Raw genomic sequence first — 23,255 nt, 5'->3', positions numbered from 1 at the left:
CCTGGTACCGGTATCAGAACCGCTGTACAGTCGGCGCTCACCCCTCTCCCCGAATGACCCGAGATTCGAGAGAGCCGAGAGAAAGGAAGCCCATGCGTCCTCGCGCCCTGACGACGTTGGCCGCACTGGCCGGAACGCTCGCCCTCACCGGCTGCGCGGGCGGTACGGCGGCAGCCCCCACGGTCGACATCAACGCCGAACCTGAGTTCTCCGGCACGCTCAGCGTGCTGACCAAGTTCGCGGGCGAGCCGCTGAGCCCGTACTTCGAGCAGCTCGCCACCGCCTACGAGAAGCAGCATCCCGGCGTGAAGGTCGAGCTCATCCAGGAGACCGACCAGAGCGTCAAGGACAAGACCAAGACCCTGACCGCCTCCGACGCGCTGCCCGACATCTACTTCACGTGGACCGGCAACTGGGAGGAGAACTTCGTGCGCGGCGGCAGGGCCGCCGACCTCACCAAGGTGATCGGCCCCGACACCGCGTGGGGACGGACCTTCAGCAAGGCCTCGCTGTCCGCCTTCGCCTTCGACGGCAAGTACTACGGGATCCCGCTGTACAACAACGGCAAGTTCATGGGTTACAACAAGGCCGCCTTCGCCAAGGCGGGCGTCGCGGTGCCCAAGACGTTCGAGGAGCTCGTCGGCAGCTGCCAGGCGCTGCGCAAGGCCGGATACGAGCCGATCGCGTTCGGCAACAAGGACGGCTGGCCCGCGCTGCACTACCTGCAGCAGCTCTTCGCCTACGACGTGCCCGACGCCACCTTGAAGGCCGACGTCCGTCCCGCGACGGCCACGCTCGACCACCCGGGCTACCTCGCCGCGCTCAAGCAGTTCAAGACCCTGGTCACCGATTGCACCGACTCGGGCAGCGGCACCAACGGCGTGCTCTACACCTCGGCGCAGGAGGCGTTCGCCAACGGCAAAGCCGCCATGTACTACCAAGAGATCCTGGAGTTCGACAGCACGACCGCCGGCCGCGGGTTGGCCGCCAAGGACTTCGGCATCTTCCCCCTGCCGGTCCCCTCAGGCGCCGCGGGAGACCCCAAGGTCATCGAGGGAGCGCCCGAGGGCTACCTCGTCAACGCCAGGTCGCCGCGCGCCGCGCTCGCCGTCGACTTCATGAAGTTCGTGACCGGCCTCGACAACGCCAAGGCCCTGTCCTCTTCCCCGTACGGCCAGCCCAGCACCGTCATCGGCGCCGTCACGCCCGAGACGTCGAGCAAGGCCGTGTTCGAGGGCATCGAGCTCGTCAATGACGCGCCGCGGCTGGCCAGCTGGCTCGACATGGTCACGGTGCCCGAGGTCGCCGACGCGTGGCTGGCCGGCGGCGAGGCCCTCATCGGCGGTGGCACGTCTCCCGAGCAGGTGCTCCAGAGCGTGCGCCAGGCCTCGGAGTCAGCCAGGTAGGCCGCAGGGCCGAAGGGAAGCATGTCGTGCGCACCATCACTCAACGGGCGTTCGGGCTCGCGTGGGTCGTCCCCGCCCTCGTCCTGGTCGGGGTGTTCGTCTACCTGCCGCTCGTGCAGAACATCGGGTTCAGCACCCTCAAATGGGACATCTACAGTGGGAGCCAGGAGTACGTCGGCCTCGACAACTATCGCAAGCTGCTCGACGATCCCGTCTTCTGGTCGTCCTTCGGCAACAACCTGCTGTACGCGGTGATCTCGATCGTGTTCCAGGTGTTCGGCGCGCTCCTGCTGGCCGCGCTCATCGAGAGCATCCGCAGCGACCGGTGGCGGCGCGGCCTGCGAGCGGTCTACTTCCTCCCCTCCGCCATGTCGCTGACCGTCGCGGGACTGCTGTTCTACTTCATCTACGAGCCGAGCCTCGGCCCGCTCAACCACGCCCTCGCAGCGGTGGGACTGGGCGCGCTCGACCACTCGTGGCTCGGCCAGGAGAGCACCGCGATGCCGGCGATCATCGCGATGAGCCAGTGGCAGGGCTTCGGCTACTCCACGCTGCTGTTCGCCGTCGCGATCCAGCGCATCCCGTCCGAACTGTACGGCGCCGCCCTCATCGACGGCACCGGACCGATCCGCCGCTTCACGCACGTGACGGTCCCCCTGGTACGCGAGATGACGGGACTCATGACGATGGTCACGATCTCGGGGGCGTTCCAGGTGTTCAACGAGGTCATGGTGATGACCAGCGGAGGCCCCAACAACTCGACCCAGGTCATGGGCACGTGGCTCTACCGCAACGGCTTCGTGCGCAACAACTTCGGCTACGCGGCCGCGATCGCCACGCTGATCTTCGTGATCACACTCGGCGTCGCCATGGCGCAGCTGTGGGTCACACGGAAAAGAAGGGTGGAGTGGTGAGACGCCTGAGCTTTCTCGGCGTGATCACGCGCGTGTTCATGTGGGCCTTCCTGCTCGGCCTCGCGGTGGTCGTGCTGTACCCGCTGCTGTGGATGGTGCTCAACGGGTTCAAGACCAACGCCGAGCTGTTCGGCGACCCGTTCGCCCTGCCCGTCGACTGGAGCTTCTCGAACTACCAGAAGGCGTGGAACCGAGGGGTGGACAACTACCTCACCACCAGTGTGCTGGTCACGCTCACCTCGACGGTCGCCACCGTGTTCGTCAGCGCGTGGGCCGCGTACGGCCTCACCCGCGTCAACATCCCCTTCAACAGGACGGTCACCGGAGTGATCCTCGGCGGGTTGATGCTCGCCCCTACGGTGGCGCTCGTGCCGCTGGTGAAGATGTTCCAGGCGATGGGGCTCTACAACAGCTTCTGGGCTCTGCTCATCCTGTACACCGCCTTCCGTGTGCCGTTCACCACCTTCCTCATCCGGGCGTACATGATCGACCTCCCGCGTGAGGTCGACGAGGCGGCGGAGATGGACGGCGCGGGGCACTGGACCGCGTTCTGGCGGGTCATCCTTCCGATGAGCAAGCCGATCATCACCTCGACGGTGATGCTGCAGGTTCTGTTCGCGTGGAACGAGTACCTGTTCGCGATGGTCTTCACCAGCGGCAGCGGGGTGCAGACCCTGCCGGTGGGGCTGACGAGCCTGATGAGCAAGCACGGCACCGACTACCCCGTCGTCTTCGCGGGGATGGTGATCGCGGCCGCTCCGGTAGTACTGCTGTTCATCTTCGGCCAGCGCTACATCGTCAAGGGCCTCGCCGACGGCATCGGCAAGTAGCGCCGGGGGCCGCTTCGGGCCCGCCGGCCTCAAGGTGGCCGGCGACCCCATCGGCGCCGCGCCCGGCTGGTGGTGGTCAGCGGCCGAGGAAGGCGAGGAGCCGGTCGAGGGGCCAGGTGTTGATGACGTCCTCGCCGGTCAACCAGGCCCGCTGCGCGACGCCGATGCCGAAGCGCTGGTTCGCCAGGTGCGGGATGGCGTGGGAGTCGCTGTCGATGGAGAACTTCACCCCGTGGTGCTTGGCCAGCCGTACCAGGTCGGACGGCAGGTCGGAGCGGTCGGGGAAGGAGTCGATCTCCATGGCGGTGCCCGTGCGGGCGGCGGCGCGGAAGACGGCGTCCCAGTCGGCGTCGACCGGGGAGCGCTTGCCGATCTTGCGAGTGGTCGGATGGCCGATGATGTCCACGTACGGGTTCTCGCAGGCGGTGATGAACCGGCGGGTCATCTCGTCGCGGGACATGCTGAAATGCGAGTGCACCGACGCGACGCACACGTCGAATCCGCGCAGGACCTCGCCGGGCCAGTCGACGGACCCATCGGGGGCGATGTTCAGCTCGGTGCCGTGCAGGATCCGCATGTCCGGATATTTCCGTTGGAGCGCCTGCGCCTGCCCGCGCTGGTCGAGCGCCTTGTCGAGGGTCATCCGCTGCATCGCCAGATCAGGCGCGTGGTCGGTGACCGCGTAGTACGCGTAGCCGCGGGCGCGCCCGGCCGCCACCATGTCCTCCAGAGAGGCGATGCCGTCGGTCAGGTTGGTGTGCGTGTGCAGGTCGCCCTTGAGGTCGTCGAGCCGTACCAGCTCGGGCAGCTCGCCGCGGAGCGCCGCCTGCACCTCGCCGCCGTCCTCGCGCAACGGCGGCGGGACGAACCGCATGCCCAGCGCGGCGTAGATGTCCTCCTCCGACTCGGCGGCGATCACCCGCTCGCCCTCGAACAGCCCGTACTCCGACAGCTTCCAGCCCTTCTTCACCGCCATCTCACGGATCGCGACGTTGTGCTCCTTCGAGCCGGTGAAGTACTGCATCGCCGCGCCCCACGACGCGGCGGGCACCACGCGCAGGTCGACCTGGATGCCGGACGTGGTGCGCACCGACGTCTTCTTCTCGCCCGCCGCGATCACCTCGGACACGTACGGCTGGGCGCGGAACGCGGCCATGATCGACTCGTCGGCCACGGCCAGGATGTCGATGTCGCCGATCGTGTCCTTCATCCGCCGCAGCGAGCCCGCGTACGCCATGCGCTCGGCGCTCAACGACGCCATCACCTGCTCGGCCAGCGCCATCGCGACGCCGGTGTGCACCCTGCGGCCCGACTGCTCGAGCTGCTCGACGCCCTTGAGCAGGTTCGCGAGGGTCTTCGGGCCGAGCCCCTTGACGCCGTCGAGCCGCCCCGACGAGATCGCCTCGGCCAGGGCCGCGGGGGAGTCGACGCCGAAGTCCTCGAAGAGCATGATCGCCGTCTTCGGGCCCAACGTCGGCACGCGTGTCAGCCGCCGGACCCCGTCGGGGACGCGCCCGCGCAGGTCGTCGAGCTGGCGGAAGCTGCCGCGTTGCAGGAACTCCTCCATCTTCTTGGCGATCGCCTCGCCGACGCCGGGGACGCTCCGCACGTCAACCACCGAGATGTCCTCGGGGAACCCGGCGATCGCCTTGGCCGCCTTCTGGTAGCTCCGCACCCGGAACGCGTCGCCCCCGGTCAGCGCGAACAGTTCCGCATACTCCTGGAGAGCGGTGGCCGCCTCCTCATTAGCCCGCATGCTCCCACCTTAGAGTTCTCCTCTGACAGTCTGCGGTGGGTGTGCCGCGCACGACGTGAGCGGGTGAGACTCGGGCAAGGCGGGCGCGCCCGCGCGCAGCGTGCCCGCGGGCGCCGAAGGGCGGAGCGTCAGTCCGCGCTGTTGCGGGGACGGCGCCAGGGGCCGCTGATCGCGAACACGTAACCCGGCGTCTGGATGTTGGCGAACAGGATCGAGCCGTCGGCGTTGAAGGTGGGCCCGGTGAACTCGCTCTCGTTGAGCTCGTTGCGCGCCAGCGGGTACGGGCTGCCCTGCTTGGTGACGCCCACCAGGTGGCTGAGGCCTTCGCCGTCCTCGGCCAGGATGACCCCGCCGTAGGGCGAGACCGTGATGTTGTCGGGGCCGTCGTAGTCGGTGTCCTTGGAGGGGTCGGGGTTGACGCCGAAGATGGTCGTGAGCGTGATCGACTCGGTGCGCGGGTCGTAGAACCACACCTGGCCGTCGTGCTCGTTGACGCTGCCGTCGCTGGAGCGGGCGTAGCTGGCGACGAAGTAGGCGCCGCCGTCGCCCCAGTAGGCGCCCTCCAGCTTGCGCGAGCGGGTCACCTGGTCGTCGGTGAACTGCGAGCGCACGGAGACGGTGCGGGCGTCGCGGTCGGGGACGTCCACCCAGCGCACCTTGTACCTGGTGCCGGGCTTGGTCGCCTCGGACAGGTCGGCGATGTGCTGGCTGCCGTGGAAGCAGCTCATCGCCTGCAGCTGCCCCGCCGTGTCGCCGCCCACGGACGTGGCGAGCTCGCGCAGCGCGCCCTTGCCGCCGGTGAAACCCTTCGGCGGGGTCCAGCGGAAGTACAGCCCTAGGGGGCCGCCGGCGTCCTCGGTCAGGTAGATCGTTGTGGTGCCGGGGTCGACCGCCACCGCCTCGTGCGAGTAGCGGCCCAGGAACTTCAGCGGCACCGGGTTCTGGTTGGCCTGCTGGTCGAAGGCGTCGACCTCGAAGACGTACCCGTGGTCCTTCTGGTAGCGGCCGCCCGCCCGCTGCTCGGTCTCCTCGCAGGTCAGCCAGGTGTTCCAGGGGGTCCGGCCGCCCGCGCAGTTGTTGTGCGTGCCCGCCAGGCTCACGTACTCCTTGATCCGGTTGCCGCGCGCGTCGACCTCGATGTTGGTCGTGCCGCCGCCCGCGCCGGGGTCGTAGGTCAGCCCGGGCAGGGCGGGCACCCGGAACGGCTCGCCGCCGCCGATCTCGTGGTTGTTGACCAGCGTCGCGCCGGAACGGCTGGTGAAGCAGGCGGTGCCGTCGGCGTCGCTGGGCGTCGGCTCGCCGCTCTCCAGCAGCGTCTTGCCCGCCTGTGCGACGACCTTGTACGAGAATCCGGAGGGCAGGGCGAGCAGCCCGGCCGGGTCCGCGACGAGCGGCCCGTACCCGGCTGCCGCGCGGGTGGCGGCCCGGGCGACTCCCGGCCCGGCGATCGCTTCGACACTGCCTGCGAGTGCGATGCCGAGACCTCCGGCAGCGCTGAGGAAACCACGACGGGACACTGACATGGGGCATCGCCTCCAGTTCAGAACGCTGACATCAGCCGACCCAAGTGTGCCCGGGAAACGCCCCGGACGTCTGCCTCTGACCGCCGGGTGAACCTGCGGCGAATTCCCCAGCCCTCCGGCGGCCGTCAGAAGCGGACCTCGCGCGCCCGATACGGCTCGGCCAGGTACGACAGTTCCTTGTCCGACAGGGTGACGCTCACCGCGGCGACCGCGTCGTCGACGTGGCGGTCCTTGGAGGCGCCGACGATGGGGGCGGTCACCGTCGGCTGGTGCAGCAGCCAGGCCAGGGCGATCTGGGCCGCGGGCAGCTCGCGCTCCCGGGCCACCTCGGCCAGCCGGTCCACGATGATCCGGTCGTTGTCGGGGTCGTAGAGGAGGCCGATGCGGCCGTCGGAGCCCGTCCTGGTGGTCGTGGTGACGGACGAGCCCGCCCGGGCCAGGATGCCGCGCGCCAGCGGGCTCCACGGGATCACGCCCACGCCCTGGTCGGCGCAGAGCGGCAGCATCTCACGCTCCTCCTCGCGGTAGAGGAGGTTGTAGTGGTTCTGCATCGAGACGAACCTGGTCCAGCCGTTCGCCTCGGCCACGTGCTGGGCCTTGGAGAACTGCCACGCCCACATGGTGGACGCGCCGATGTAGCGGGCCTTGCCCGATCTGACCACCTCGTGCAGAGCCTCCATGGTCTCCTCGATGGGCGTCTCGTCGTCCCAGCGATGGATCTGGTAGAGGTCCACGTAGTCGGTGCCGAGCCGGTCAAGGGAGGCGTCGATCGAGGCGTGGATGTGCTTGCGCGACAGCCCCCGGTCGTTGACGCCCCTGCCCGTCGGGAAGAACACCTTGGTCGCCAGCACGTAGTCCTCGCGCCGGGGGAAGATCCGGCGTAGCACGTTGCCCGTCACGACCTCGCTGGCGCCGGCGCTGTAGACGTCGGCCGTGTCGAAGAAGGTCACGCCGGCGTCGGCCGCGCGCCGGATGACCGGCTCCGCCTGGTCCTCAGGAAGGGTCCATTCCATCTTGGACGGGTCGCCGAAGCTCATCATGCCGAGGCAGATGCGGGAGACCTTCAGACCGGTGTCACCAAGACGTGTGTAATCCATGCGGCCCACACTATGGCCCGATCTGTCACGAATCAGCGTCGAACGTCCGCGAGACCGTGCTCAGAGCGGCAGGCGAGGAGTGATCACCGTCACGCCCGGAACCGAGCCGATGGAGGCCAGCGCCTTGCCCGCGTCGGCCAGCCCGATCGTCCTGGTGACGAGCTGGTCGGGGTGGAGGATGCCGGCCCTGATCATCTCCAGCATCGGCGGGTAGGCGTGCGCGGCCATGCCGTGGCTGCCGAGCAGCCGCAGCTCCTGGCCGATCACCCGGCTCATCGGCACCGCCGTCGACTCGCCGGGCAGCAGCCCCACCTGCACGTGCCGCCCCTGGCGGCGCAGGCTCTCGATGGACGCGGCGCACGTCCGGGGGCTGCCCAGCGCGTCGATGGAGACGTGTGCGCCACCCCTGGTCAGCTCCCTGACCTGGGCCGCCGCGTCGCCCGCCGAGCCGTTGACGAAGTGCGTGGCGCCCGCCTGCTCGGCCAGGCGCAGCGCGTCGGAGCTGATGTCGACGGCCACCACGCGCGCTCCGGCGGCCGTGGCGATCATCACAGCCGACAGCCCGACCCCGCCGCAGCCGTGCACGGCCACCCACTCGCCCGGCCGCACCTCGCCGACCTGCGCCACGGCGCGGAAGGCGGTGGCGAAGCGGCAGCCGAGCCCGGCGGCGGTGACGTAGGCCATGTCCTCGGGGATGGCGATCAGGTTGACGTCGGCGTGGTCGACGGCCACGAGCTCGGCGAACGACCCCCAGTGGGTGAAGCCGGGCTGGGTCTGCCGCTCGCACACCTGCTGCTGGCCGGCGGCGCACGCCGGGCAGGACCCGCACGCGCAGACGAACGGGACGGTCACCCGGGCGCCCGGCAGCCAGCCGCGCACCTCCGAGCCGACCGCCTCGACCACGCCCGCCAGCTCGTGCCCGGGGACGTGGGGCAGCACGCGGATGTCGGGGTCATGGCCCTGCCAGCCGTGCCAGTCGCTACGGCACAGACCGGTGGCCTCGACCCTGATCACCGCGCCGTGCGGCGCCGGAGTCGGGTCGGGCAGCTCGCGTAGGTCGAGCTCTCCACCGAAGATGTCAAAGGCTACGGCTCGCATCTCATGAGCTTAGGGTGAACTGCCGCAGCTCGCGCAAGGCCTGGTGGGAGGGGGAGCCCGGCTCCGCCGTGTAGAGGACGAGCCGCAGGTCGTCGCGGTCGGGCACGGGCAGCACCTGGCAGATCGCCTCGATCGTGCCGATCAACGGGTGGGAGATGCGCTTGCGCTGCTCCCTGCGGACCTCGACCTCGTGCCTGGCCCACAGCTCGGCGAACTCGGGGCTGAGCGCCAGCATCTCGGCGACCAGCGCCTGGATCTCCCGGTCGTCCGGGTAGCGGCCGGCGGCCGCGCGCAGGTCCGCGACCGAGGCGCGGGCGAAGCGGCCCTTCTCCTCGTCGCTGAGGTGCTCGGCGATGTCGGGGGAGCGGAACACCCAGCGGATGACGTTGCGGTCGTCGGGCGGCTGGGCGTCGAGGTCGCCCATGAGCGCGCTGGCCAGCGGGTTCCAGGCGAGGAGGTCGTACTTGGCGTCGAGCACGTAGGCCGGCACCTCCTCCAGGAACGCGATCAGGTGCAGCATGCTGTCGGGCACGTCGCTGGTGCGCCTGCTCGTCTCCACCGGCTGGCCGGCGAGGTGGAACAGGTGGGTGCGTTCGTCCTGGCTGAGCATGAGCGCCCTGGCCAGCGCGTTGAGCACCTGCCGCGACGGGTGCGGGCCTCTGCCCTGCTCCAGCCGGATGTAGTAGTCGATCGACATGCGGGCGAGCTGGGCGACCTCCTGCCGGCGCAGCCCCGGCGTGCGACGGCGGTCGCCTTCGGGCAGGCCCACCTCCCTGGGCGTGACGCGGGAGCGCCTGCTGCGGAGGAATTCCGCCAGTTCAACGCGGTTCATAGGTACATCTTCCGGCATGTCGCGGTGGCGTGGGTGGTATCGCTGATCCCAGCTTCGGGAGGTCTCTCCCGCTCCGGTGCGGCTCCGGCCAGCGTTGGACCCATGACGACAGCTCTCATCACAGGCGCCAACAAGGGAATCGGCTTCGAGATCGCGCGGCTGCTCGGCGAGCGGGGCATCACCGCCGTCGTCGGCGCGCGGGACGAGGAACGCGGCCGGGCCGCCGCCGCCAAGCTCGGCCAGCCGTTCGTGCGGCTCGACGTGACGGACGCGGAGAGCGTCCACGCCGCCGCCAAGTGGCTGGAGGAGGAGTACGGCACGCTCGACATCCTGGTGAACAACGCGGGGATCACGGGCGGGCAGCTGGACCCGAGGCCCAGCGCGACCTCGGGTGACAAGGTGCGGGAGGTCTACGAGACCAACGTGTTCGGCGTGGTCACGGTGACCAACGCGATGCTGCCGCTGCTGCGCAGGTCACCGGCGGGCAGGATCGTGAACATGTCGAGCGAGCTGGGCTCGCTGAGCATGGCCGCCGACCCGGAGAGCCCGTTCTGGCCGCACAACTACCTGGCCTACAACTCGTCCAAGTCGGCGCTCAACATGGTCACGGTGGCCTACGCCAAGGAGCTCATGGACACCCCGATCAAGGTGAACGCCGCCAACCCCGGCTACTGCGCCACCGACCTCAACGCGCACACCGGTTTCCGCACCGCCGAGCAGGGCGCCCAGATCGCGGTGCGGCTCGCCACCCTCGACGCCGACGGCCCGACCGGGGCCTATCTCCAGGACGACGGTCCCGTGAGCTGGTGAGGTGTTATTCCGATTCGATAGGACAGAAGGGAGTGATGGGACGAGATCTGGACAAGGAGCGGTTCTCCGAGGCCGAGTACGCGCGCTTCGGTGAACGCCTTAACGAGCAGCTCGTGGTCCTGCGCGAGCTGCTCGACAGGCCCGGTTTCGGCGAGGGGCCGACGACGATCGGAGCCGAGCTGGAGCTGTTCCTGATCGACGAGAGGGGTCGCCCGCTGCCGCGCAACACCGAGGTGCGCGACAGGCTCGGCGACCCCCGCGTGGTGCCCGAGCTGGGCCGCTACAACCTGGAAGTCAACCTGACGCCGCTGCCGCTGGCGGGCACGCCGTTCGAGGAGCTGAAGAGGGAGGTCCAGGAGGCGGTCGCCGAGGTGGACGGCGGGGTCGAGAAGTCGTTCAAGGGCGGGGGCGCGGTGCCCATCGGCATCCTGCCCACGCTCGACACCGAGGACTTCACCGAGGAGGCCATCACCGACGAGAACCGGTACCGGGCCCTGAGCAGGGGCTTCAGGCGCCTGCGGCTGGAACCGTTCATCGTCGCGATCGACGACCTGGAGCTGTCGGTCGAGGACGTGATCCTGGAGAGCGCCAACACCTCCTGGCAGGTGCACATGCGCACCCCGCCCGATCGCTTCGCGCGCCTCTACAACGCGGCCCAGCTCGCCATCGGCCCGGTGCTGTCGGTGTGCGGCAACTCGCCGATGTTCCTCGGCAGGCACCTGTGGGAGGAGACCAGGATCGCGCTGATGGAGGAGGCCGCCGACGACCGGGACGTGGAGCGCCGCTTCCGCAGGGACGGCCGGGTCACCTTCGGCTCCGACTGGGTGCGCGAGGGCGCGTACGAGCTGTTCGAGCAGTGCGTGCGCGACTACGACCCGGTGCTCCCCGACCTGTCGGACGGCGCCGCCCGGCAGGACGTCCCGGAGCTGCGGCTGCACCAGGGCACGGTCTGGCACTGGAACAGGGCCGTCTACGACCCCGTCGAGGGCGGCCATCTGCGGATCGAGATGCGCGCCCTCCCGGCGGGCCCCTCGGCCGTGGACATGGCGGCCAACGCGGCGTTCCTGCTCGGGCTCACGCTCTCGCAGGCCGAGCGGGACCTCACCGGTTACCGGTTCGGCGAGGCGTACCAGAACTTCTACCGGGCCGCCAGGTACGGGCCGGGCGCCAGGCTGTCGTGGCCGGGGAGGCACGGCGACTTCGACGCCGCGGAACTGGTGCTCGAGCTGCTGCCGGAGGCCAGGGAGGCGCTGCTCGCCCACGGGGTGACGGCGTCGGACGCGGACCCCATGCTCGACATCATCAGGCAGCGGGCGCGGCTGCGCCGCACCGGCGCCGTCTGGCAGCGGGAGGCGCTGGTCTGCTTCGACGGCGACAGGCAGCGGCTCGTGCGCAGGTACCGCGAGCTGGCGCTTTCCGATCAGCCCGTCCACATGTGGCAGTAGGCCAACTTTGTTCGCGCTTTCCTCGTCAAACTAGATCAAACGACGGCGAAGCGAGGAAAGTATGGCTCCGACGGGGATGGCTCCCACTGACAAGGCACCCTTCACCTTGCGACGGGAGACGGGCACGCTGGCCGAGGGCGCGGCGAAGCTGGCGGGGGAGATCGGCAGCACCGGAGTCGAGGCGGTGCTCGCCCAGGCCAACAGGCTCGGGACGCACAAGGCGGCGTCAGGGGCGATGGGCTCGATGAACCCCAAACCGGCGGACTGGTACGCCTTCGACGCCAAGGACCAGGACACGTCCGACTGGTACCCGCAGGGCCTCACCTGCGCCGAGGACTCCGGCTCCGTGGGCGTGCCGGCGTTCCTCGTGAGCTGGTACTTCAAGCCGGGCCCGCCGAGGACCGAGCGCGGCATCAGGGTGACCTTCCTGAGCCCGAAGACGCTGAAGTACCAGCACGCGCTGCTCGTCGAGGCCAAGCCGGACGGCTCGTACGCGGCGATCGACATCCACGCGGGCGGCATCGCCTGCCACGGCGACCTGCTCCTCGTCGCCGACACCACCGCGGGGCTGCGCGTCTTCGACCTGAACCACGTGCTCGACCTGCGCACCGCCCAGAGCGACCTGGGCGACCCCGACCTGCTCGGCCGCCACGACGGCAAGTTCCACGCGTTCGGCTACCGGTACGTCATCCCGCAGACCGACTCCTGGCGCGTCGCCCAGCGTGGCGCCCACTTCTCGTTCCTGTCGGTCGACCGCAGCACCAGCCCGCACACCCTGATCTCCGGCGAGTACCTGGAGGACAGCCCCAACGGCCGCGTCGCCCGCTGGGACCTGGAGCTGAGCGACGGCGTGCCCAGGGACGCCTTCGTGATGGGCCAGAAGAAGATCCAGGGCGCGCTCTCGCACGGCGGCGCGTGGTACCTGAGCCAGGCCGCCGACGGCACCACCAACGGCAAGCTGCATGTCTACGCCGACGGCAAGCTGACCACCCGCCCCTACCCGATCGGGCCGGAGGACCTGACCGTGCAGGGCGGCAAGCTCTGGAGCGTCACCGAGTTCAGGAACAAGCGCATGGTCTTCGGCGTCGCCCTGTGAGCTCAGTCCCTGAGATGAATCTGCAGCAGTTCGCGGTAGCGGCGGTCGAAGGCGTCGTAGCGGGCGCGTAGCTCGCCGCCAGGCCAGCCCTCCGGCAGCAGTTCCTCGGGCAGCAGCGGGTCGGCCAGCAGGTGGCGCAGCACCGCCGCCGACACCAGGAACCCCTCGGCCAGCCCGTCGGCCCGGTCGAGGGCCCGTTCCAGGCCGCGCGCCTCGGCCGCCCAGCCGTCGAGATCCCACAGCAGGGGGGTGGGGTCGCCGTGCGGGCGGCCGTCGATCAGCGTGCACTGTGCGGTGACGGACCGCGGCCAGGCGCGCAGCAGGTTGGCCGGACGCATCCAGGTGCCCTCGCGCAGCTCGGCCAGGCGCAGCGTGGTCATCGTGTGCCGGAACGCGGCCCGGTCCGCGGGGGCGCGGCGCTCGGCGGTGACCACGGCGATCTCCCAGGTGCCGTCCCATTCCCTGGTGTGCGGGTCGCGGCTCTCGTCCTGCCTGGCCTGGCGCTCGACGAGCCGTTCGGAGAGCGTGTAGCGGCCCCTGGCCTGCGTCAGGTCGCCCGCGGCCACCATGCGCGACAGCGCCACCCGCACGGTGCCCTCGGCGATGCCGAACAGCGCGCCGATGCGCACCAGGTGGCGGGCGGGCAGGCTCGGGGGATGGCTGCCGAGCAGTGCGCTCAGCACGGCCGATCTCGCACTCAGGGTGTTACGCTCTTCCATCGCGTGTTGATTATATGTAACACTCCGGAGTATGGGGCGCTATCTCATCGAACCGTTCGACGGCAGTGACCGCTACGCGACCGAGCGCTACCGGGGCGCGGCCGGGCGCAACTGGTGGAGCTGCGATCCCACGCTGCGCCTGCTCATGCGGCGCCATCTCGGCGACGGCTACGCCTGGGCCGAGCCGCATCTGGAGAAGCTGGGCGCGCTGATGGGCGGGCTGGTCGCCGCGAGCGCGGAGGAGACCGACCGTAACCCGCCGCGGCTGGAGAAGTACGACAAGTGGGGCAGGGACGTCAGCGAGGTCGTCATGCCGCCGTCCTTCCACGCGGCCAGGCAGGCGCTGATGGAGAACAACTTCACCGCGCCCGAGTTCGCCGCCGAGGCCCGCGCGAACGGCGCCGACCCCGCCGCTCTCGCAGCAGCCTGGACGTACCTGCTCGACCAGGCCGACGTCGGGATGGGCTGCGCGCTCGGCACAGGCGGCGACATGGTGGTCTCCCTGGCCGAGAAGCACGCGCCCGAGGACGTCAAGGAACGGGTCCGGCAGATCTTCGCCAACGGCTTCTACTCCGGCGAAGCCGCTCAGATGTTCACCGAGAGGACGGGCGGCTCCGACCTGGCCGCCCTGGAGGCGACGGCCGTCCCCGAGGGGGAGTCGTGGCGGCTGTCCGGCTTCAAGTGGTTCGCCTCCAACGCCAACGGCTCCGCCTTCGTCGTGCTGGCCCGGCTTCCCGACGACGCCGTCGCCCCGTTCCTCGTCCTGTGGGAGCGACGCGACGGCACCCGCAACGGGGTGCGCATCAGGAGGCTCAAGGACAAGCTCGGCACCCGCTCGGTGGCCTCGGCCGAGGTCGAGTTCACCGACGCGGAGGCGTTCCTGCTGGCGGGCGGCGGCTCCGGCACCGGCCTCGGCACCATGATGAAGCTGACCAACGCGTCCAGGCTCGGCGTCGCCATGATGGGCGTCGGCGTGGCCCGGCGGGCGCTCGTGGAGTCGCTCTGCTACGCCCGCGCCCGCGAGGCGTTCGGCAGGCCGCTCATCGAGCAGCCGCTGATGCGCCGCAAGCTCGCCGAGCTGATCGTCGAGGTCGAGGCCGCCCAGGCGCTGGTCTTCGACGGCCTCGTCGGGCCCCGGCTGCGCCTCGCGCCCGCCCTGGTCAAGCTGCGCGCGTCCAGGCTCGGCGTCACCGCCGCCAGCGACGCGATCGAGGTGCACGGCGGCAACGGCTACATCGAGCAGTGGCCCGTCGCCCGGCTGCTGCGCGACGCGCAGGTCAACCCGATCTGGGAGGGCGGCGACAACATCCTCTGCCTGGACGTGCGGCGCGCCATGGTCAAGGAGCAGGCCCACCTGCCGTTCCTCGACCGGCTCAGGAGCGCCGCGACCTCGGACCTCGTCCACGCGCGGATCGACGACCTGGTCAAGGCGCTCGAAGCCTGGCAGGCGCTGCCCCGCGACACGGCGGAGTCCAGGCTGTACCCGCTCGCCCAGTTCATGGCGGACGTCTACGCGGCCGCGCTGCTGGAGGAGCAGGCCACGTGGGGGCTCGACGACGGCCGCAAGGCGCTCGTCGCCCGCCTCTACGCCGAGGCGCACCTGGCCGACCGGGGGCCGCTGCGGGGCATCGACGCGCCCGTCTCCGCCGCCGACGACTTCGACGTGCTGCTGTCAGGAGCGCTGGCGTGACCTCCCGCCCACGGGCCACGGAGGCGGCGATGCACGTACGTGCCCGGCGCGGATCGCGGAGGCGGCGATGAGCGTTCGTGTCGAGAGCGACGGGGCGGTCACCACCGTCGTCCTCAGCAGGCCGGAAGCGCGCAACGCCGTCGACCGCGAGACCGCCGACGCGCTGGCCGACGCCTTCCGCGACTTCGAGGCGTCCGACGCCGCCGTGGCCGTGCTGTGGGGGGAGGGCGGCACGTTCTGCGCCGGAGCCGACCTCAAGGCGCTCGACAACCGCGTCGGCGAGGAAGGCGACGGGCCGATGGGCCCCACCAGGATGCGCCTGACCAAGCCGGTCATCGCCGCCGTCGCCGGGCACGCGGTCGCGGGCGGCCTGGAGCTGGCCCTCTGGTGCGACCTGCGGGTGGCGGAGGAGGACGCGGTGTTCGGCGTGTTCTGCCGCCGCTGGGGCGTCCCGCTCGTCGACGGCGGCACCGTACGGCTGCCGCGGCTCATCGGGCTCTCCCGGGCGATGGACCTGATCCTCACCGGCAGGCCGGTCGGCGCGGCCGAGGCCCTGGAGATGGGGCTGGCCAACCGGGTCGTGCCGAGGGGGGAGTCGCGGGCGGCGGCGCAGGCGCTGGCGCGCGACCTCGCCGCCTTCCCGCAGACCTGCCTGCGCGGCGACCGGCTGTCGGCGCTGGAGCAGTACGGCATGGCCGAGCCCGACGCGCTCCGCAACGAACTGCGGCACGGCCTCCTCGCGCTGCCGGAAGCGGCGGCCGGCGCCGCCCGCTTCACCGCCGGCGAGGGCCGCCACGGCGCGTTCTGAGCCCGCGCGCGAGGCGGTTCAGCGGCGGTTCAGCGGCCCTTGCTCAGCTCGCGCGCGGCGGTTCAGCGGCCCTTGCTGAGCCCGCGCGCGGCGGTTCAGCGCCTCCTGCCGGTCCCGGTGAGCGTGCCGGAGGCCGTTCGGGCTGGTCGGCGGGATTGTCGGGGGCGGCACGTATGTTGGTCCGTATGCCTGACATCGAGGTCGCGGGGCGCCAGGTGCGCATCACCAACCCCGACAAGGTGATCTTTCCTCGGAGCGGTCACACCAAGCTCGACCTGATCCGCTACTACCAGGCCGTCGGCGACGCCGCGCTGCGGGGGGTCGCCGGGCGGCCGATGATCCTCAAGCGGTTCGTCCACGGCATCGAGCAGGAGGCGTTCTTCCAGAAGCGGGCGCCCGCCAAGCGCCCCGACTGGATCGAGGTGGCCGAGCTGCGCTACCGGTCGGGCCTCAGCGCCGAGGAGGCCGTGGTCAACGACCTGGCCCAGCTCGCGTGGGTGATCAATCTGGGGTGCGTCGACCTGAACCCGCACCCGGTGCGCGTCGCCGATCTCAGCCACCCCGACGAACTGCGCATCGACCTCGACCCCGTGCCCGGCGTCGAGTGGTCCGACGTGCTGGCCACGGCGCAGGTGGCGCGCGAGGTGCTCGCCGACCACGGGCTGGCCGCCTGGCCGAAGACGTCCGGGTCGCGAGGGTTCCACGTGTACGCCCGGATCGAGCCGCGATGGACGTTCGCGCAGGTGCGCAAGGCCGCCGAGACGGTGGCCAGGGAGGTCGAGCGCCGGGCGCCCGACCTGGCCACGAGCCGGTGGTGGAAGGAGGAACGGCACGGCGTGTTCGTCGACTTCAACCAGAACGCCTACGACCGCACCGTGGCCTCCGCCTACTCGGTCAGAGCCGTCCAGGACGCCCGCGTGTCCACCCCCCTGACCTGGGACGAGGTGCCCGGCTGCCGGCCCGAGTCGTACACCGTCGACACCGTCCCCAAGCGGCTGGCCGAGATCGGCGACCCCTGGGCCGACATGGATCTGCACGCGGGCTCCCTCGACGCCCTGCTGGCGCTGGCCGAGACCCTGGGCCCGGCGCCCAAGCCGCCCAAGGGCAGCGGGCGCAGGCAGCAGACCATGCCGCTGATCGAGATCGCCCGGGCCGAGCACAAGGACGAGGCGATGGCGGGCCTCGACCGGTGGAGGTCCCGCCACCCGGAGGTCGCAGAGCTGCTCGAAGCGGCCGACATCCTGGTCGACGGGATGCGGGGCAGGAGCAGCGTCTGGTACCGGATCAGGGTGAACCTGCAGCACGTCCCGGAGGACAGGCGCCCGGCGCAGGAGCCGCTGGAGGTCGACTACGACCCCTGGCGCCCCTGACCGCACGAGCCCGGTCCCGGCGGTGCCGCGCCCCCGCAGGCCCGGGTGTCCCGCCCCGCGCCCAGGACGGTGCTGGCGGTCCCGGGCGCGAGGCAGGACGGTTCCTGGAGGGGTGGGCCCCGCTCCCGGACGGGACGCCGGTCAGGAGACCCGTCCGGGGAAGCGCGGCCGCGGGTGTCAGTGCGCGGTTCTGATCGTCACGTACGTCTTGCGGATCGTCTCGTGGACGTCCCAGGTGCCGCTCCAGCCGTCCGGGAGGACCACCGTGGAGCCCGGCGCGAGCTCCACCACCTGGCCGTCCTCGCCCGTGAGCGTGGCGCGGCCGGCGAGGATCTGGCAGATCTCGTGGAAGCCGTCCCTGACAGCGGTGAACGAGCCGGGCTCGCACTCCCAGATCCCGGTCTCCGTCCGCCCGTCCGACCACACCTCAAGGGCGGCCTCCGACTGCCCGGTGAGGCTGGTGGGCTTGGGCTGAGCGGCGGGGAGCCGGACGTCGGGGGCGGAGGCCAGGTGTGCCAGCGAGGTCAACAGTCGTCCCTTTCTACACGTTTGTCTGGTCAGCGGCCGGAGATGAGGTTGGCGAGCCGGGCGTAGGGCGAGGTGGTGGTGCCGCGGTCGTTCTCGTGCCGGTCGGCGGCCCTGAACAGGGCGTAGATGAGCTGCACCCCGGTCCATCGCAGCGGCTCGGGCTCCCACTGGCGCACCTGGCGGCCCACCCACGGCAGCGCCGTCAGCTCGGTGTCGCGCCGCAGCACCAGGTCGCGCAGCGTGCGTCCGGCGAGGTTGGTGGTGGTGACGCCGCTGCCCACGTACCCGCCGGCCCAGCCGAGGCCGGTCGCGTGGTCGAGGTGGACGGTCGAGCACCAGTCGCGCGGCACGCCGAGCACGCCGCACCACGAGTGCTGGACGCGGGAGTCGGCCGCGGCGGGGAAGAGCTTGACCAGCATCCGCCAGAGCAGCGCCACGGTCTGCGGCTGGGTGGCGCCCCGGTCGTCGGTGCGCGAGCCGTACCTGTAGGGCACGCCGCGTCCGCCGATCGCGATGCGGTCGTCGGCGGTGCGCTGGGCGTAGATGTAGGCGTGCGCCTCGTCGCCGATCAGCTCGTTGCCGGACCAGCCGATGTGCTTCCACACCTCGGCGGGCAGCGGCTCGGTCACGATCATCGAGCTGTTCATCGGCAGCCACTGCCGGTGCTGCCCGGCGAGGCTGGCGGTGAAGCCCTCGGTGGCGCGGATGACGTACTCGGCCGACACGACGCCGCGCGTGGTGACGGCGGACGCGCTGCCGCCGCCCCGCCGGGGGCGGATCTCGGTCACGGTGGTGTTCTCGAAGATGTCCACGCCGAGCGCGGCGACGGCCGAGGCGAGCCCGACGGCCAGCTTGGCGGGCTGGATGCGGGCGCAGTGCGGCGAGTACGTGGCCTCCAGGGTGCCCGCGACCTGCACGCGTTCGCGCTGCTCGTCGCGGTCCATCAGCCTGACGTCGTCGTCGCCGTAGCCCCAGGTGCGCAGGTCCTCCAGCCCCGCGCGCAGGCGGCGGCGCTGGGCCGGGTTGGTGGCGACGTGGACCAGCCCGCCCTTGTGGATGTCGGCGTCGATGCCCTCCTCACGGGCCACGCCGATGACCTCGTCCACCGACTTGAACATGGCGTGCTGGAGGTCGATCATCGCCTGCCGGCCGCGGGCCTTGGCGTGCCGCTTGCGCGAGCCGGCGAACTCGGCCGACAGCCACCCGCCGTTGCGCCCGGACGCGCCGAACCCGGCGAACTCCTTCTCCAGGATCGCGATCCGCAGATCGGGCTGGGCCTTCTTCAGGTAGTACGCGGTCCACAGCCCGGTGTAGCCGCCGCCGACGATGGCGACGTCGTACTCGCGGGAGCCGGGCAGCCCCGCACGGCGGTCAGGGACGCCGATCTGCCGGTACCAGAACGAGACGCCGCCGTTGGCGAAGTCTCCGGTCAGCGGGATGCCTTTCACGTGAGTACAGCCTCCACATCGGGCTCATCAGGGAGAAGGACGGAATCGGTCACGCGCCAGGTCAGCGTGACCTCGTCGCCGCGCCGGGCGTCGCTGAGGCTACCCGCCTGCTCGCGCACCAGTGCGGGCGACCCGTCCGGCAACTTCAGCTCCAGTTTCCTGCTGGAGCCCAGGTAGATCTCGCCCGTGACGGTGGCGGGCAGCGCGTTCCAGCCGTCCTGCGCCTCGTGCTCGGCCTGCCGCACGGTCAGCCGCTCCGGACGGACGACCAGCGCGCCCGGCCCGCCGTCAAGGGAGCCGGGGGCCTTCACCAGCCGGGCGCAGACGCCGAGGCCACCGGCCGAGACGTCGCCGCGCAGGATCGTCGACTCGCCGAGGAAGCGCGCGACGAACAGGGTGGCGGGCCGCTCGTACAGCTCGTCGGCGGGGCCCACCTGCTCGATGCGGCCGTTGTTGAACACGGCGATGCGGTCCGACAGCACCAGCGCCTCGTCCTGGTCGTGCGTGACGTAGACGAACGTGGTGCCGAGCTCGCCGTGGATGCGCTTGATCTCCAGCTGGAGCCAGTCGCGCAGCTTCTTGTCCAGGGCGCCGAGCGGCTCGTCCATCAGCAGCACGCGCGGGTTGTAGACGATCGCGCGGGCCACCGCGACGCGCTGCTGCTGTCCACCGGACAGCTCGCGCGGGTAGCGGTGGCCGTACTCGCCCAGGTGGACGGTGGCCAGCGCGGCCTCGACCAGCTCGGCCCGCTGCGACTTGGGCACCTTGCGCTGTTTCAGCGGGAACGCGATGTTCTCGGCGACCGTCATGTGCGGGAACAGGGCGTAGTGCTGGAAGACCATGCCCATGTCGCGCTTGTGGGCAGGGGTGGAGCCGAGCGGGTTCCCGTCGAGGGTCAGCTCGCCGCTGGTCTGCCTGACGAACCCGGCGATGATGTTGAGCGTGGTCGTCTTGCCCGAGCCGCTGGGGCCGAGCAGGGTCATGAACTCGCCCGGCTCGATGGTGAGCGAGACGTCGTCTACGGCGACGAAGCCGCCGTAGCGCTTGGTGAGCCGAGTGAGCTCGATGCTACTTGGCACGGGACCTCCTGGCGACGAAGAAGGTGGCGGCGAGGACGAGGGAGGTGGTCAGCACGATGATCATCGTGGCCGCGGCGGCGATGGTCGGGTCGGTCTCGCGGGTGACGCTCGCGTACATCTTGACCGGCAGGGTCTGCAGGTAGGGGCTCTGGATGAACAGCGAGACGACCACCTCGTCGAAGCTGGTGACGAACGCGAACAGGGCGCCCGAGGCGACGCCCGGCGCGACCAGCGGCAGCGTCACGCTGCGGAAGGTGGTCCAGCGCCCGGCGCCCAGGCTGGCCGCCGCGCTCTCCAGCCGCCGGTCGAACCCGCGCAGCGACGCGGTCACCGGGATCATCACGAACGGCAGCGCCAGCACGGTGTGCGCCATGACGAACCCGGCCAGCGTCCCGACGAGTTGCAGCTTCAGGAACACCGCGTAGGTGCCGACGGCCAGGACCACGCCGGGCACGATCATCGGTGCCAGCATCCACCCCTGTGCCAGCGCGAGCCCGCGCATCCGCGCCCTGGTCAGGCCGAGCGCGGCGGCGGTGCCGAGCACCGTGGCCACGACCGTGACGAGCAGCGCCACCTCGATCGACGTCCACAGCGCCGACGTCCAGGCCGGGTCGCTGAAGAAGTGCTCGTACCAGCGGGTCGAGTAGCCGTCGGGCGGGAACTTCAGCGACGCCTTCGAGGTGAGGCTGAGCGGCACCACGACCAGCGCCGGGGCGACCAGCCACAGACCGACCAGCGCGCAGAACGCCCACAGCAGGCCGCGTCCGAGACGGGCGGTCATCCCGTCACCTTCTTCCCGGTGCGGCGCAACGTGAGCGCCAGCAGCGCGATCATGGCCAGCGTCAGCCCGAGCAGCACCACGCCCATCGCGCCGCCGCGTCCCCACTTGAGCAGGCCGTTCACCTGCGTGAAGATCTGCTGCGAGATGAGCGCGTCGGTGGGGGAGCCCAGCAGCGCGGGCGTGACGTAGAAGCCGAGCGCGCTGATGAAGACGGTCAGACAGCCCGCCGAGACGCCGGGCAGCGACAGCGGCACGTACACCTTGGCGAACGCCTTGACCGGATGGGCGCCCAGGCTGCCCGCCGCCGTGAGCAGCCGCCGGTCGATCCCGCTCATCACCGCGTAGAGCGGCAGCACCATGAACGGCATCAGCAGCTGCACCATCCCGATGACGACGCCCGTCTGGGTGCGGATCAGATTGAACGGGCCCAGCCCGATCGCCTGCAGGGCGCCGTTGACCACGCCGGTGTCCTGCAGCAGGATCACCCAGGCGAACGTGCGCACCATCAGGCTGGTCCAGAACGGCAGGAGCACCAGCAGCGTCAGCACGGCCCTGGCGCGCGGCCCGGCGATCGTCATCGCGTACGCGTACGGGTAGGAGACGACCAGCGCGACCACCGTCACCCACAGCCCGGTCGTGAACGTCCGGCCGAGCACCTTCAGGTTCTGCGGCTCGCCGAAGAACCAGGTGAAGTTGCCCAGTCCGGGGGCGGGGTCGGTGAACGCGCTGAGCACCATGGAGATCAGCGGGTAGAGGAAGAAGACGGCGAGCACGACCAGCGCAGGCAGCAGGAGCAGTGCCGGGCGCCGGTCACCGGTCTCCCTGCCCGTGGTCGCGGGCAGGGAGACCGCTTGCAGCGTCGAGGCCATCGCGGATCAGCCCCCGAGCCAGGCAGACCACTTCTCGATCATCTCGCTCTGGTGCTCCGCCCACCACTTCGAGTCGATCTTGAGGGCTTTCTGCGCGGCCTCGGGCCTGGTCGTCAAAAACGTCTGCGCCTTCGCGTCCAGGTTGGGCTTGGCGTCGGTGTTGATCGGCGAGTACGAGGTCAGCTCGGTGAGCTTGGCCTGCTGCTGCGCGCCGAGGTAGTAGTTGATCAGCGCCATGGACGCCTTGGGGTTCTTGGCGTTCTTCGGCACGGTCAGCGAGTCCATGATCGGCATCCACTGGTCGAACGTCACGTCGTACGGGGCGCCGTTCTTCACGGCCGCGTACGCACGGCCGCTCCACATCATCGCCATGTCCACCTCACCCGACTCCAGGAGCTGCTGCGACTCCGCGCCGGTCTTCCAGAAGACCAGGTTCGGACGGATGGACTGGAGCTTCTTGGTCGCCCTGTCGACGTCCAGCGGGTAGAGCTTGTCGGGGGCGACGCCGTCGGCGATCAGCGCGGCCTCGAACGGGCCCGGCGCCGAGTCGCCCGGGGTGCCGGAGATGCCGCGCTTGCCAGGGAACTTCGCCGTGTCGAAGAAGTCCTTCCAGCCCGTGGGCGGGTTCGCGCCGAACTTGTTCTTGTTGTAGACGAGCACCATCCCGTACTGCATGGCGGGGACGCTGCACTGGGTGGCGAGCCCCTCGGGCACCTTCGACTTGTCGATGATGGAGTAGTCGAGCGGCTGGAGCAGCTTGCCGCACTGCGCCTCGGCCCAGATGGAGTCGGTGTCGATGACGTCCCAGGTGACGTTGGACGAGTCGACCTGGGCCTTGATCTTGGCGTAGTCGGTGGGGCCGTCCTGGAGGATCTTCGCGCCCGACTCCTGGGCGAACGGGTCGACCGCCGCCTTCTGCTGGCCCTCCTGGTAGGCGCCGCCGTAGGAGACGAAGGTCATGTTGAGGCCGCTCAGGGCGTCCTTCTTGATGGTGCCGGACTTGGCGGGGCCGGAACCGAGGTCGATGTCGGCGGGCGCGCCGGCGCCGGCGCCGCAGGCGGCGGAGAGAAGCAGGGATGCGGCGAGACCGGCCATACCGGCCAGTCGCTTGGGGTGCTTCAGCATGGTTACCCCCTCTGGTAGCGGGATCGAGTGT

The 23,255-nt window shown here is 70.6% G+C and carries 21 protein-coding genes; 9 read left to right on the top strand and 12 right to left on the bottom strand.

Translation table 11 applies throughout. From position 1 onward, the window contains the following. The first annotated feature begins 92 nt into the window (after nucleotides 1–92). The 3 genes from ABT294_RS31490 to ABT294_RS31480 are packed head-to-tail and all read left to right on the top strand — an operon-like array spanning nucleotide 93 to nucleotide 3,150. Entirely contained in the window at nucleotides 93–1,406 is a 1,314-nt protein-coding gene (locus tag ABT294_RS31490; protein WP_350809927.1) for an ABC transporter substrate-binding protein, read from the top strand. A 26-nt stretch (nucleotides 1,407–1,432) separates the two neighbouring features. Further along, nucleotides 1,433–2,320: a carbohydrate ABC transporter permease gene (locus tag ABT294_RS31485; protein WP_350809926.1), complete on the top strand. Its 888-nt coding sequence runs from the start codon at nucleotides 1,433–1,435 to the stop codon at nucleotides 2,318–2,320. Continuing rightward, nucleotides 2,317–3,150, top strand: coding sequence for a carbohydrate ABC transporter permease (locus ABT294_RS31480; RefSeq protein WP_350809925.1), 834 nt, complete (start codon nucleotides 2,317–2,319; stop codon nucleotides 3,148–3,150). Before ABT294_RS31485 ends, ABT294_RS31480 begins: the two co-directional genes overlap by 4 nt. Before the next feature lie 76 nt (nucleotides 3,151–3,226). Here ABT294_RS31480 and polX read toward each other — a convergent pair whose 3' ends face one another. The 5 genes from polX to ABT294_RS31455 all read right to left on the bottom strand — a co-directional run bounded on the left by polX (nucleotide 3,227) and on the right by ABT294_RS31455 (nucleotide 9,456). Next, nucleotides 3,227–4,906 carry a DNA polymerase/3'-5' exonuclease PolX gene (polX, locus tag ABT294_RS31475; RefSeq protein WP_350809924.1) on the bottom strand — a complete coding sequence of 560 codons (1,680 nt, stop codon included), beginning with the start codon at nucleotides 4,904–4,906 and terminating at the stop codon, nucleotides 3,227–3,229. A gap of 128 nt (nucleotides 4,907–5,034) precedes the next feature. After that, complete coding sequence (locus ABT294_RS31470; protein ID WP_350809923.1) at nucleotides 5,035–6,429, bottom strand: alkaline phosphatase PhoX; 1,395 nt, start codon at nucleotides 6,427–6,429, stop codon at nucleotides 5,035–5,037. 125 nt (nucleotides 6,430–6,554) lie between these two features. Beyond that, nucleotides 6,555–7,526 (bottom strand): aldo/keto reductase, encoded by a 972-nt coding sequence (locus tag ABT294_RS31465; RefSeq protein WP_350809922.1) that lies wholly within the window; start codon nucleotides 7,524–7,526, stop codon nucleotides 6,555–6,557. A 60-nt stretch (nucleotides 7,527–7,586) separates the two neighbouring features. Next, a complete protein-coding gene (locus ABT294_RS31460) occupies nucleotides 7,587–8,624 on the bottom strand; it encodes a zinc-dependent alcohol dehydrogenase family protein (RefSeq protein ID WP_350809921.1) in 1,038 nt (345 codons plus the stop codon). A 1-nt stretch (nucleotide 8,625) separates the two neighbouring features. Beyond that, nucleotides 8,626–9,456: a helix-turn-helix transcriptional regulator gene (locus ABT294_RS31455; RefSeq protein WP_350809920.1), complete on the bottom strand. Its 831-nt coding sequence runs from the start codon at nucleotides 9,454–9,456 to the stop codon at nucleotides 8,626–8,628. 102 nt (nucleotides 9,457–9,558) lie between these two features. Here ABT294_RS31455 and ABT294_RS31450 point away from each other — a divergent pair, with 102 nt between their 5' ends. The 3 genes from ABT294_RS31450 (at nucleotide 9,559) to ABT294_RS31440 (ending at nucleotide 12,807) form a co-directional block, all read left to right on the top strand. After that, nucleotides 9,559–10,266 (top strand): SDR family oxidoreductase, encoded by a 708-nt coding sequence (locus tag ABT294_RS31450; RefSeq protein ID WP_350809919.1) that lies wholly within the window; start codon nucleotides 9,559–9,561, stop codon nucleotides 10,264–10,266. 35 nt (nucleotides 10,267–10,301) lie between these two features. Continuing rightward, a complete protein-coding gene (locus tag ABT294_RS31445) occupies nucleotides 10,302–11,711 on the top strand; it encodes a glutamate--cysteine ligase family protein (protein WP_350809918.1) in 1,410 nt (469 codons plus the stop codon). Nucleotides 11,712–11,787: 76 nt separating this feature from the next. Continuing rightward, complete coding sequence (locus ABT294_RS31440; protein WP_350809917.1) at nucleotides 11,788–12,807, top strand: hypothetical protein; 1,020 nt, start codon at nucleotides 11,788–11,790, stop codon at nucleotides 12,805–12,807. A 2-nt stretch (nucleotides 12,808–12,809) separates the two neighbouring features. Here the strand turns inward: ABT294_RS31440 and ABT294_RS31435 are convergent, their stop codons facing one another. Next, nucleotides 12,810–13,526 carry a PaaX family transcriptional regulator C-terminal domain-containing protein gene (locus ABT294_RS31435; RefSeq protein ID WP_350809916.1) on the bottom strand — a complete coding sequence of 239 codons (717 nt, stop codon included), beginning with the start codon at nucleotides 13,524–13,526 and terminating at the stop codon, nucleotides 12,810–12,812. A 31-nt stretch (nucleotides 13,527–13,557) separates the two neighbouring features. Between ABT294_RS31435 and ABT294_RS31430 the strand changes: the two genes are divergently transcribed. The 3 genes from ABT294_RS31430 to ligD all read left to right on the top strand — a co-directional run bounded on the left by ABT294_RS31430 (nucleotide 13,558) and on the right by ligD (nucleotide 17,394). After that, nucleotides 13,558–15,216, top strand: a complete 1,659-nt coding sequence (locus tag ABT294_RS31430; protein WP_350809915.1) for an acyl-CoA dehydrogenase family protein — start codon at nucleotides 13,558–13,560, stop codon at nucleotides 15,214–15,216. 67 nt (nucleotides 15,217–15,283) lie between these two features. Beyond that, the gene (locus ABT294_RS31425) at nucleotides 15,284–16,024 is read left to right on the top strand and encodes a crotonase/enoyl-CoA hydratase family protein (RefSeq protein WP_350809914.1); all 741 of its coding nucleotides are present in this window, start codon (nucleotides 15,284–15,286) and stop codon (nucleotides 16,022–16,024) included. A gap of 185 nt (nucleotides 16,025–16,209) precedes the next feature. After that, nucleotides 16,210–17,394 carry a non-homologous end-joining DNA ligase gene (ligD, locus tag ABT294_RS31420; RefSeq protein WP_350809913.1) on the top strand — a complete coding sequence of 395 codons (1,185 nt, stop codon included), beginning with the start codon at nucleotides 16,210–16,212 and terminating at the stop codon, nucleotides 17,392–17,394. 177 nt (nucleotides 17,395–17,571) lie between these two features. Here ligD and ABT294_RS31415 read toward each other — a convergent pair whose 3' ends face one another. Genes ABT294_RS31415 through ABT294_RS31390 form a run of 6 tightly spaced genes read right to left on the bottom strand, consistent with a single transcriptional unit; the run spans nucleotide 17,572 to nucleotide 23,224 of the window. After that, nucleotides 17,572–17,922 (bottom strand): cupin domain-containing protein, encoded by a 351-nt coding sequence (locus ABT294_RS31415; protein WP_350809912.1) that lies wholly within the window; start codon nucleotides 17,920–17,922, stop codon nucleotides 17,572–17,574. 29 nt (nucleotides 17,923–17,951) lie between these two features. Continuing rightward, on the bottom strand, nucleotides 17,952–19,370 hold the full coding sequence (locus ABT294_RS31410) for an NAD(P)/FAD-dependent oxidoreductase (RefSeq protein WP_350809911.1): 1,419 nt from the start codon (nucleotides 19,368–19,370) through the stop codon (nucleotides 17,952–17,954). After that, a complete protein-coding gene (locus ABT294_RS31405; protein WP_350809910.1) occupies nucleotides 19,367–20,449 on the bottom strand; it encodes an ABC transporter ATP-binding protein in 1,083 nt (360 codons plus the stop codon). The genes ABT294_RS31410 and ABT294_RS31405 overlap by 4 nt, the downstream gene beginning before the upstream one ends. Then, complete coding sequence (locus tag ABT294_RS31400; RefSeq protein ID WP_350809909.1) at nucleotides 20,439–21,230, bottom strand: ABC transporter permease; 792 nt, start codon at nucleotides 21,228–21,230, stop codon at nucleotides 20,439–20,441. The genes ABT294_RS31405 and ABT294_RS31400 overlap by 11 nt, the downstream gene beginning before the upstream one ends. After that, nucleotides 21,227–22,099, bottom strand: coding sequence for an ABC transporter permease (locus tag ABT294_RS31395; RefSeq protein ID WP_350809908.1), 873 nt, complete (start codon nucleotides 22,097–22,099; stop codon nucleotides 21,227–21,229). Before ABT294_RS31395 ends, ABT294_RS31400 begins: the two co-directional genes overlap by 4 nt. Nucleotides 22,100–22,105: 6 nt before the next feature. After that, a complete protein-coding gene (locus tag ABT294_RS31390; protein WP_350809907.1) occupies nucleotides 22,106–23,224 on the bottom strand; it encodes an ABC transporter substrate-binding protein in 1,119 nt (372 codons plus the stop codon). Nucleotides 23,225–23,255 lie beyond the last annotated feature (31 nt).

The organism is Nonomuraea sp. NPDC000554 (genome assembly GCF_040300065.1).
Lineage (GTDB): Bacteria > Actinomycetota > Actinomycetes > Streptosporangiales > Streptosporangiaceae > Nonomuraea.
The sequence above is the reverse complement of the archived record's forward strand: the minus strand, read 5'-3'. Positions and strand labels throughout refer to the sequence as shown.

Bases quoted from the DNA above. Each gene is read 5' to 3' on its own strand.
- ABT294_RS31490 (WP_350809927.1), top strand. From the start codon at position 93: ATGCGTCCTCGCGCCCTGACGACGTTGGCCGCACTGGCCGGAACGCTC.
- polX (WP_350809924.1), bottom strand. From the start codon at position 4,906: ATGCGGGCTAATGAGGAGGCGGCCACCGCTCTCCAGGAGTATGCGGAA.
- ABT294_RS31470 (WP_350809923.1), bottom strand. From the start codon at position 6,429: ATGTCAGTGTCCCGTCGTGGTTTCCTCAGCGCTGCCGGAGGTCTCGGC.
- ABT294_RS31465 (WP_350809922.1), bottom strand. From the start codon at position 7,526: ATGGATTACACACGTCTTGGTGACACCGGTCTGAAGGTCTCCCGCATC.
- ABT294_RS31460 (WP_350809921.1), bottom strand. From the start codon at position 8,624: ATGCGAGCCGTAGCCTTTGACATCTTCGGTGGAGAGCTCGACCTACGC.
- ABT294_RS31455 (WP_350809920.1), bottom strand. From the start codon at position 9,456: ATGAACCGCGTTGAACTGGCGGAATTCCTCCGCAGCAGGCGCTCCCGC.
- ABT294_RS31450 (WP_350809919.1), top strand. From the start codon at position 9,559: ATGACGACAGCTCTCATCACAGGCGCCAACAAGGGAATCGGCTTCGAG.
- ABT294_RS31445 (WP_350809918.1), top strand. From the start codon at position 10,302: ATGGGACGAGATCTGGACAAGGAGCGGTTCTCCGAGGCCGAGTACGCG.
- ABT294_RS31440 (WP_350809917.1), top strand. From the start codon at position 11,788: ATGGCTCCCACTGACAAGGCACCCTTCACCTTGCGACGGGAGACGGGC.
- ABT294_RS31435 (WP_350809916.1), bottom strand. From the start codon at position 13,526: ATGGAAGAGCGTAACACCCTGAGTGCGAGATCGGCCGTGCTGAGCGCA.
- ABT294_RS31430 (WP_350809915.1), top strand. From the start codon at position 13,558: ATGGGGCGCTATCTCATCGAACCGTTCGACGGCAGTGACCGCTACGCG.
- ABT294_RS31425 (WP_350809914.1), top strand. From the start codon at position 15,284: ATGAGCGTTCGTGTCGAGAGCGACGGGGCGGTCACCACCGTCGTCCTC.
- ligD (WP_350809913.1), top strand. From the start codon at position 16,210: ATGCCTGACATCGAGGTCGCGGGGCGCCAGGTGCGCATCACCAACCCC.
- ABT294_RS31400 (WP_350809909.1), bottom strand. From the start codon at position 21,230: ATGACCGCCCGTCTCGGACGCGGCCTGCTGTGGGCGTTCTGCGCGCTG.
- ABT294_RS31395 (WP_350809908.1), bottom strand. From the start codon at position 22,099: ATGGCCTCGACGCTGCAAGCGGTCTCCCTGCCCGCGACCACGGGCAGG.
- ABT294_RS31390 (WP_350809907.1), bottom strand. From the start codon at position 23,224: ATGCTGAAGCACCCCAAGCGACTGGCCGGTATGGCCGGTCTCGCCGCA.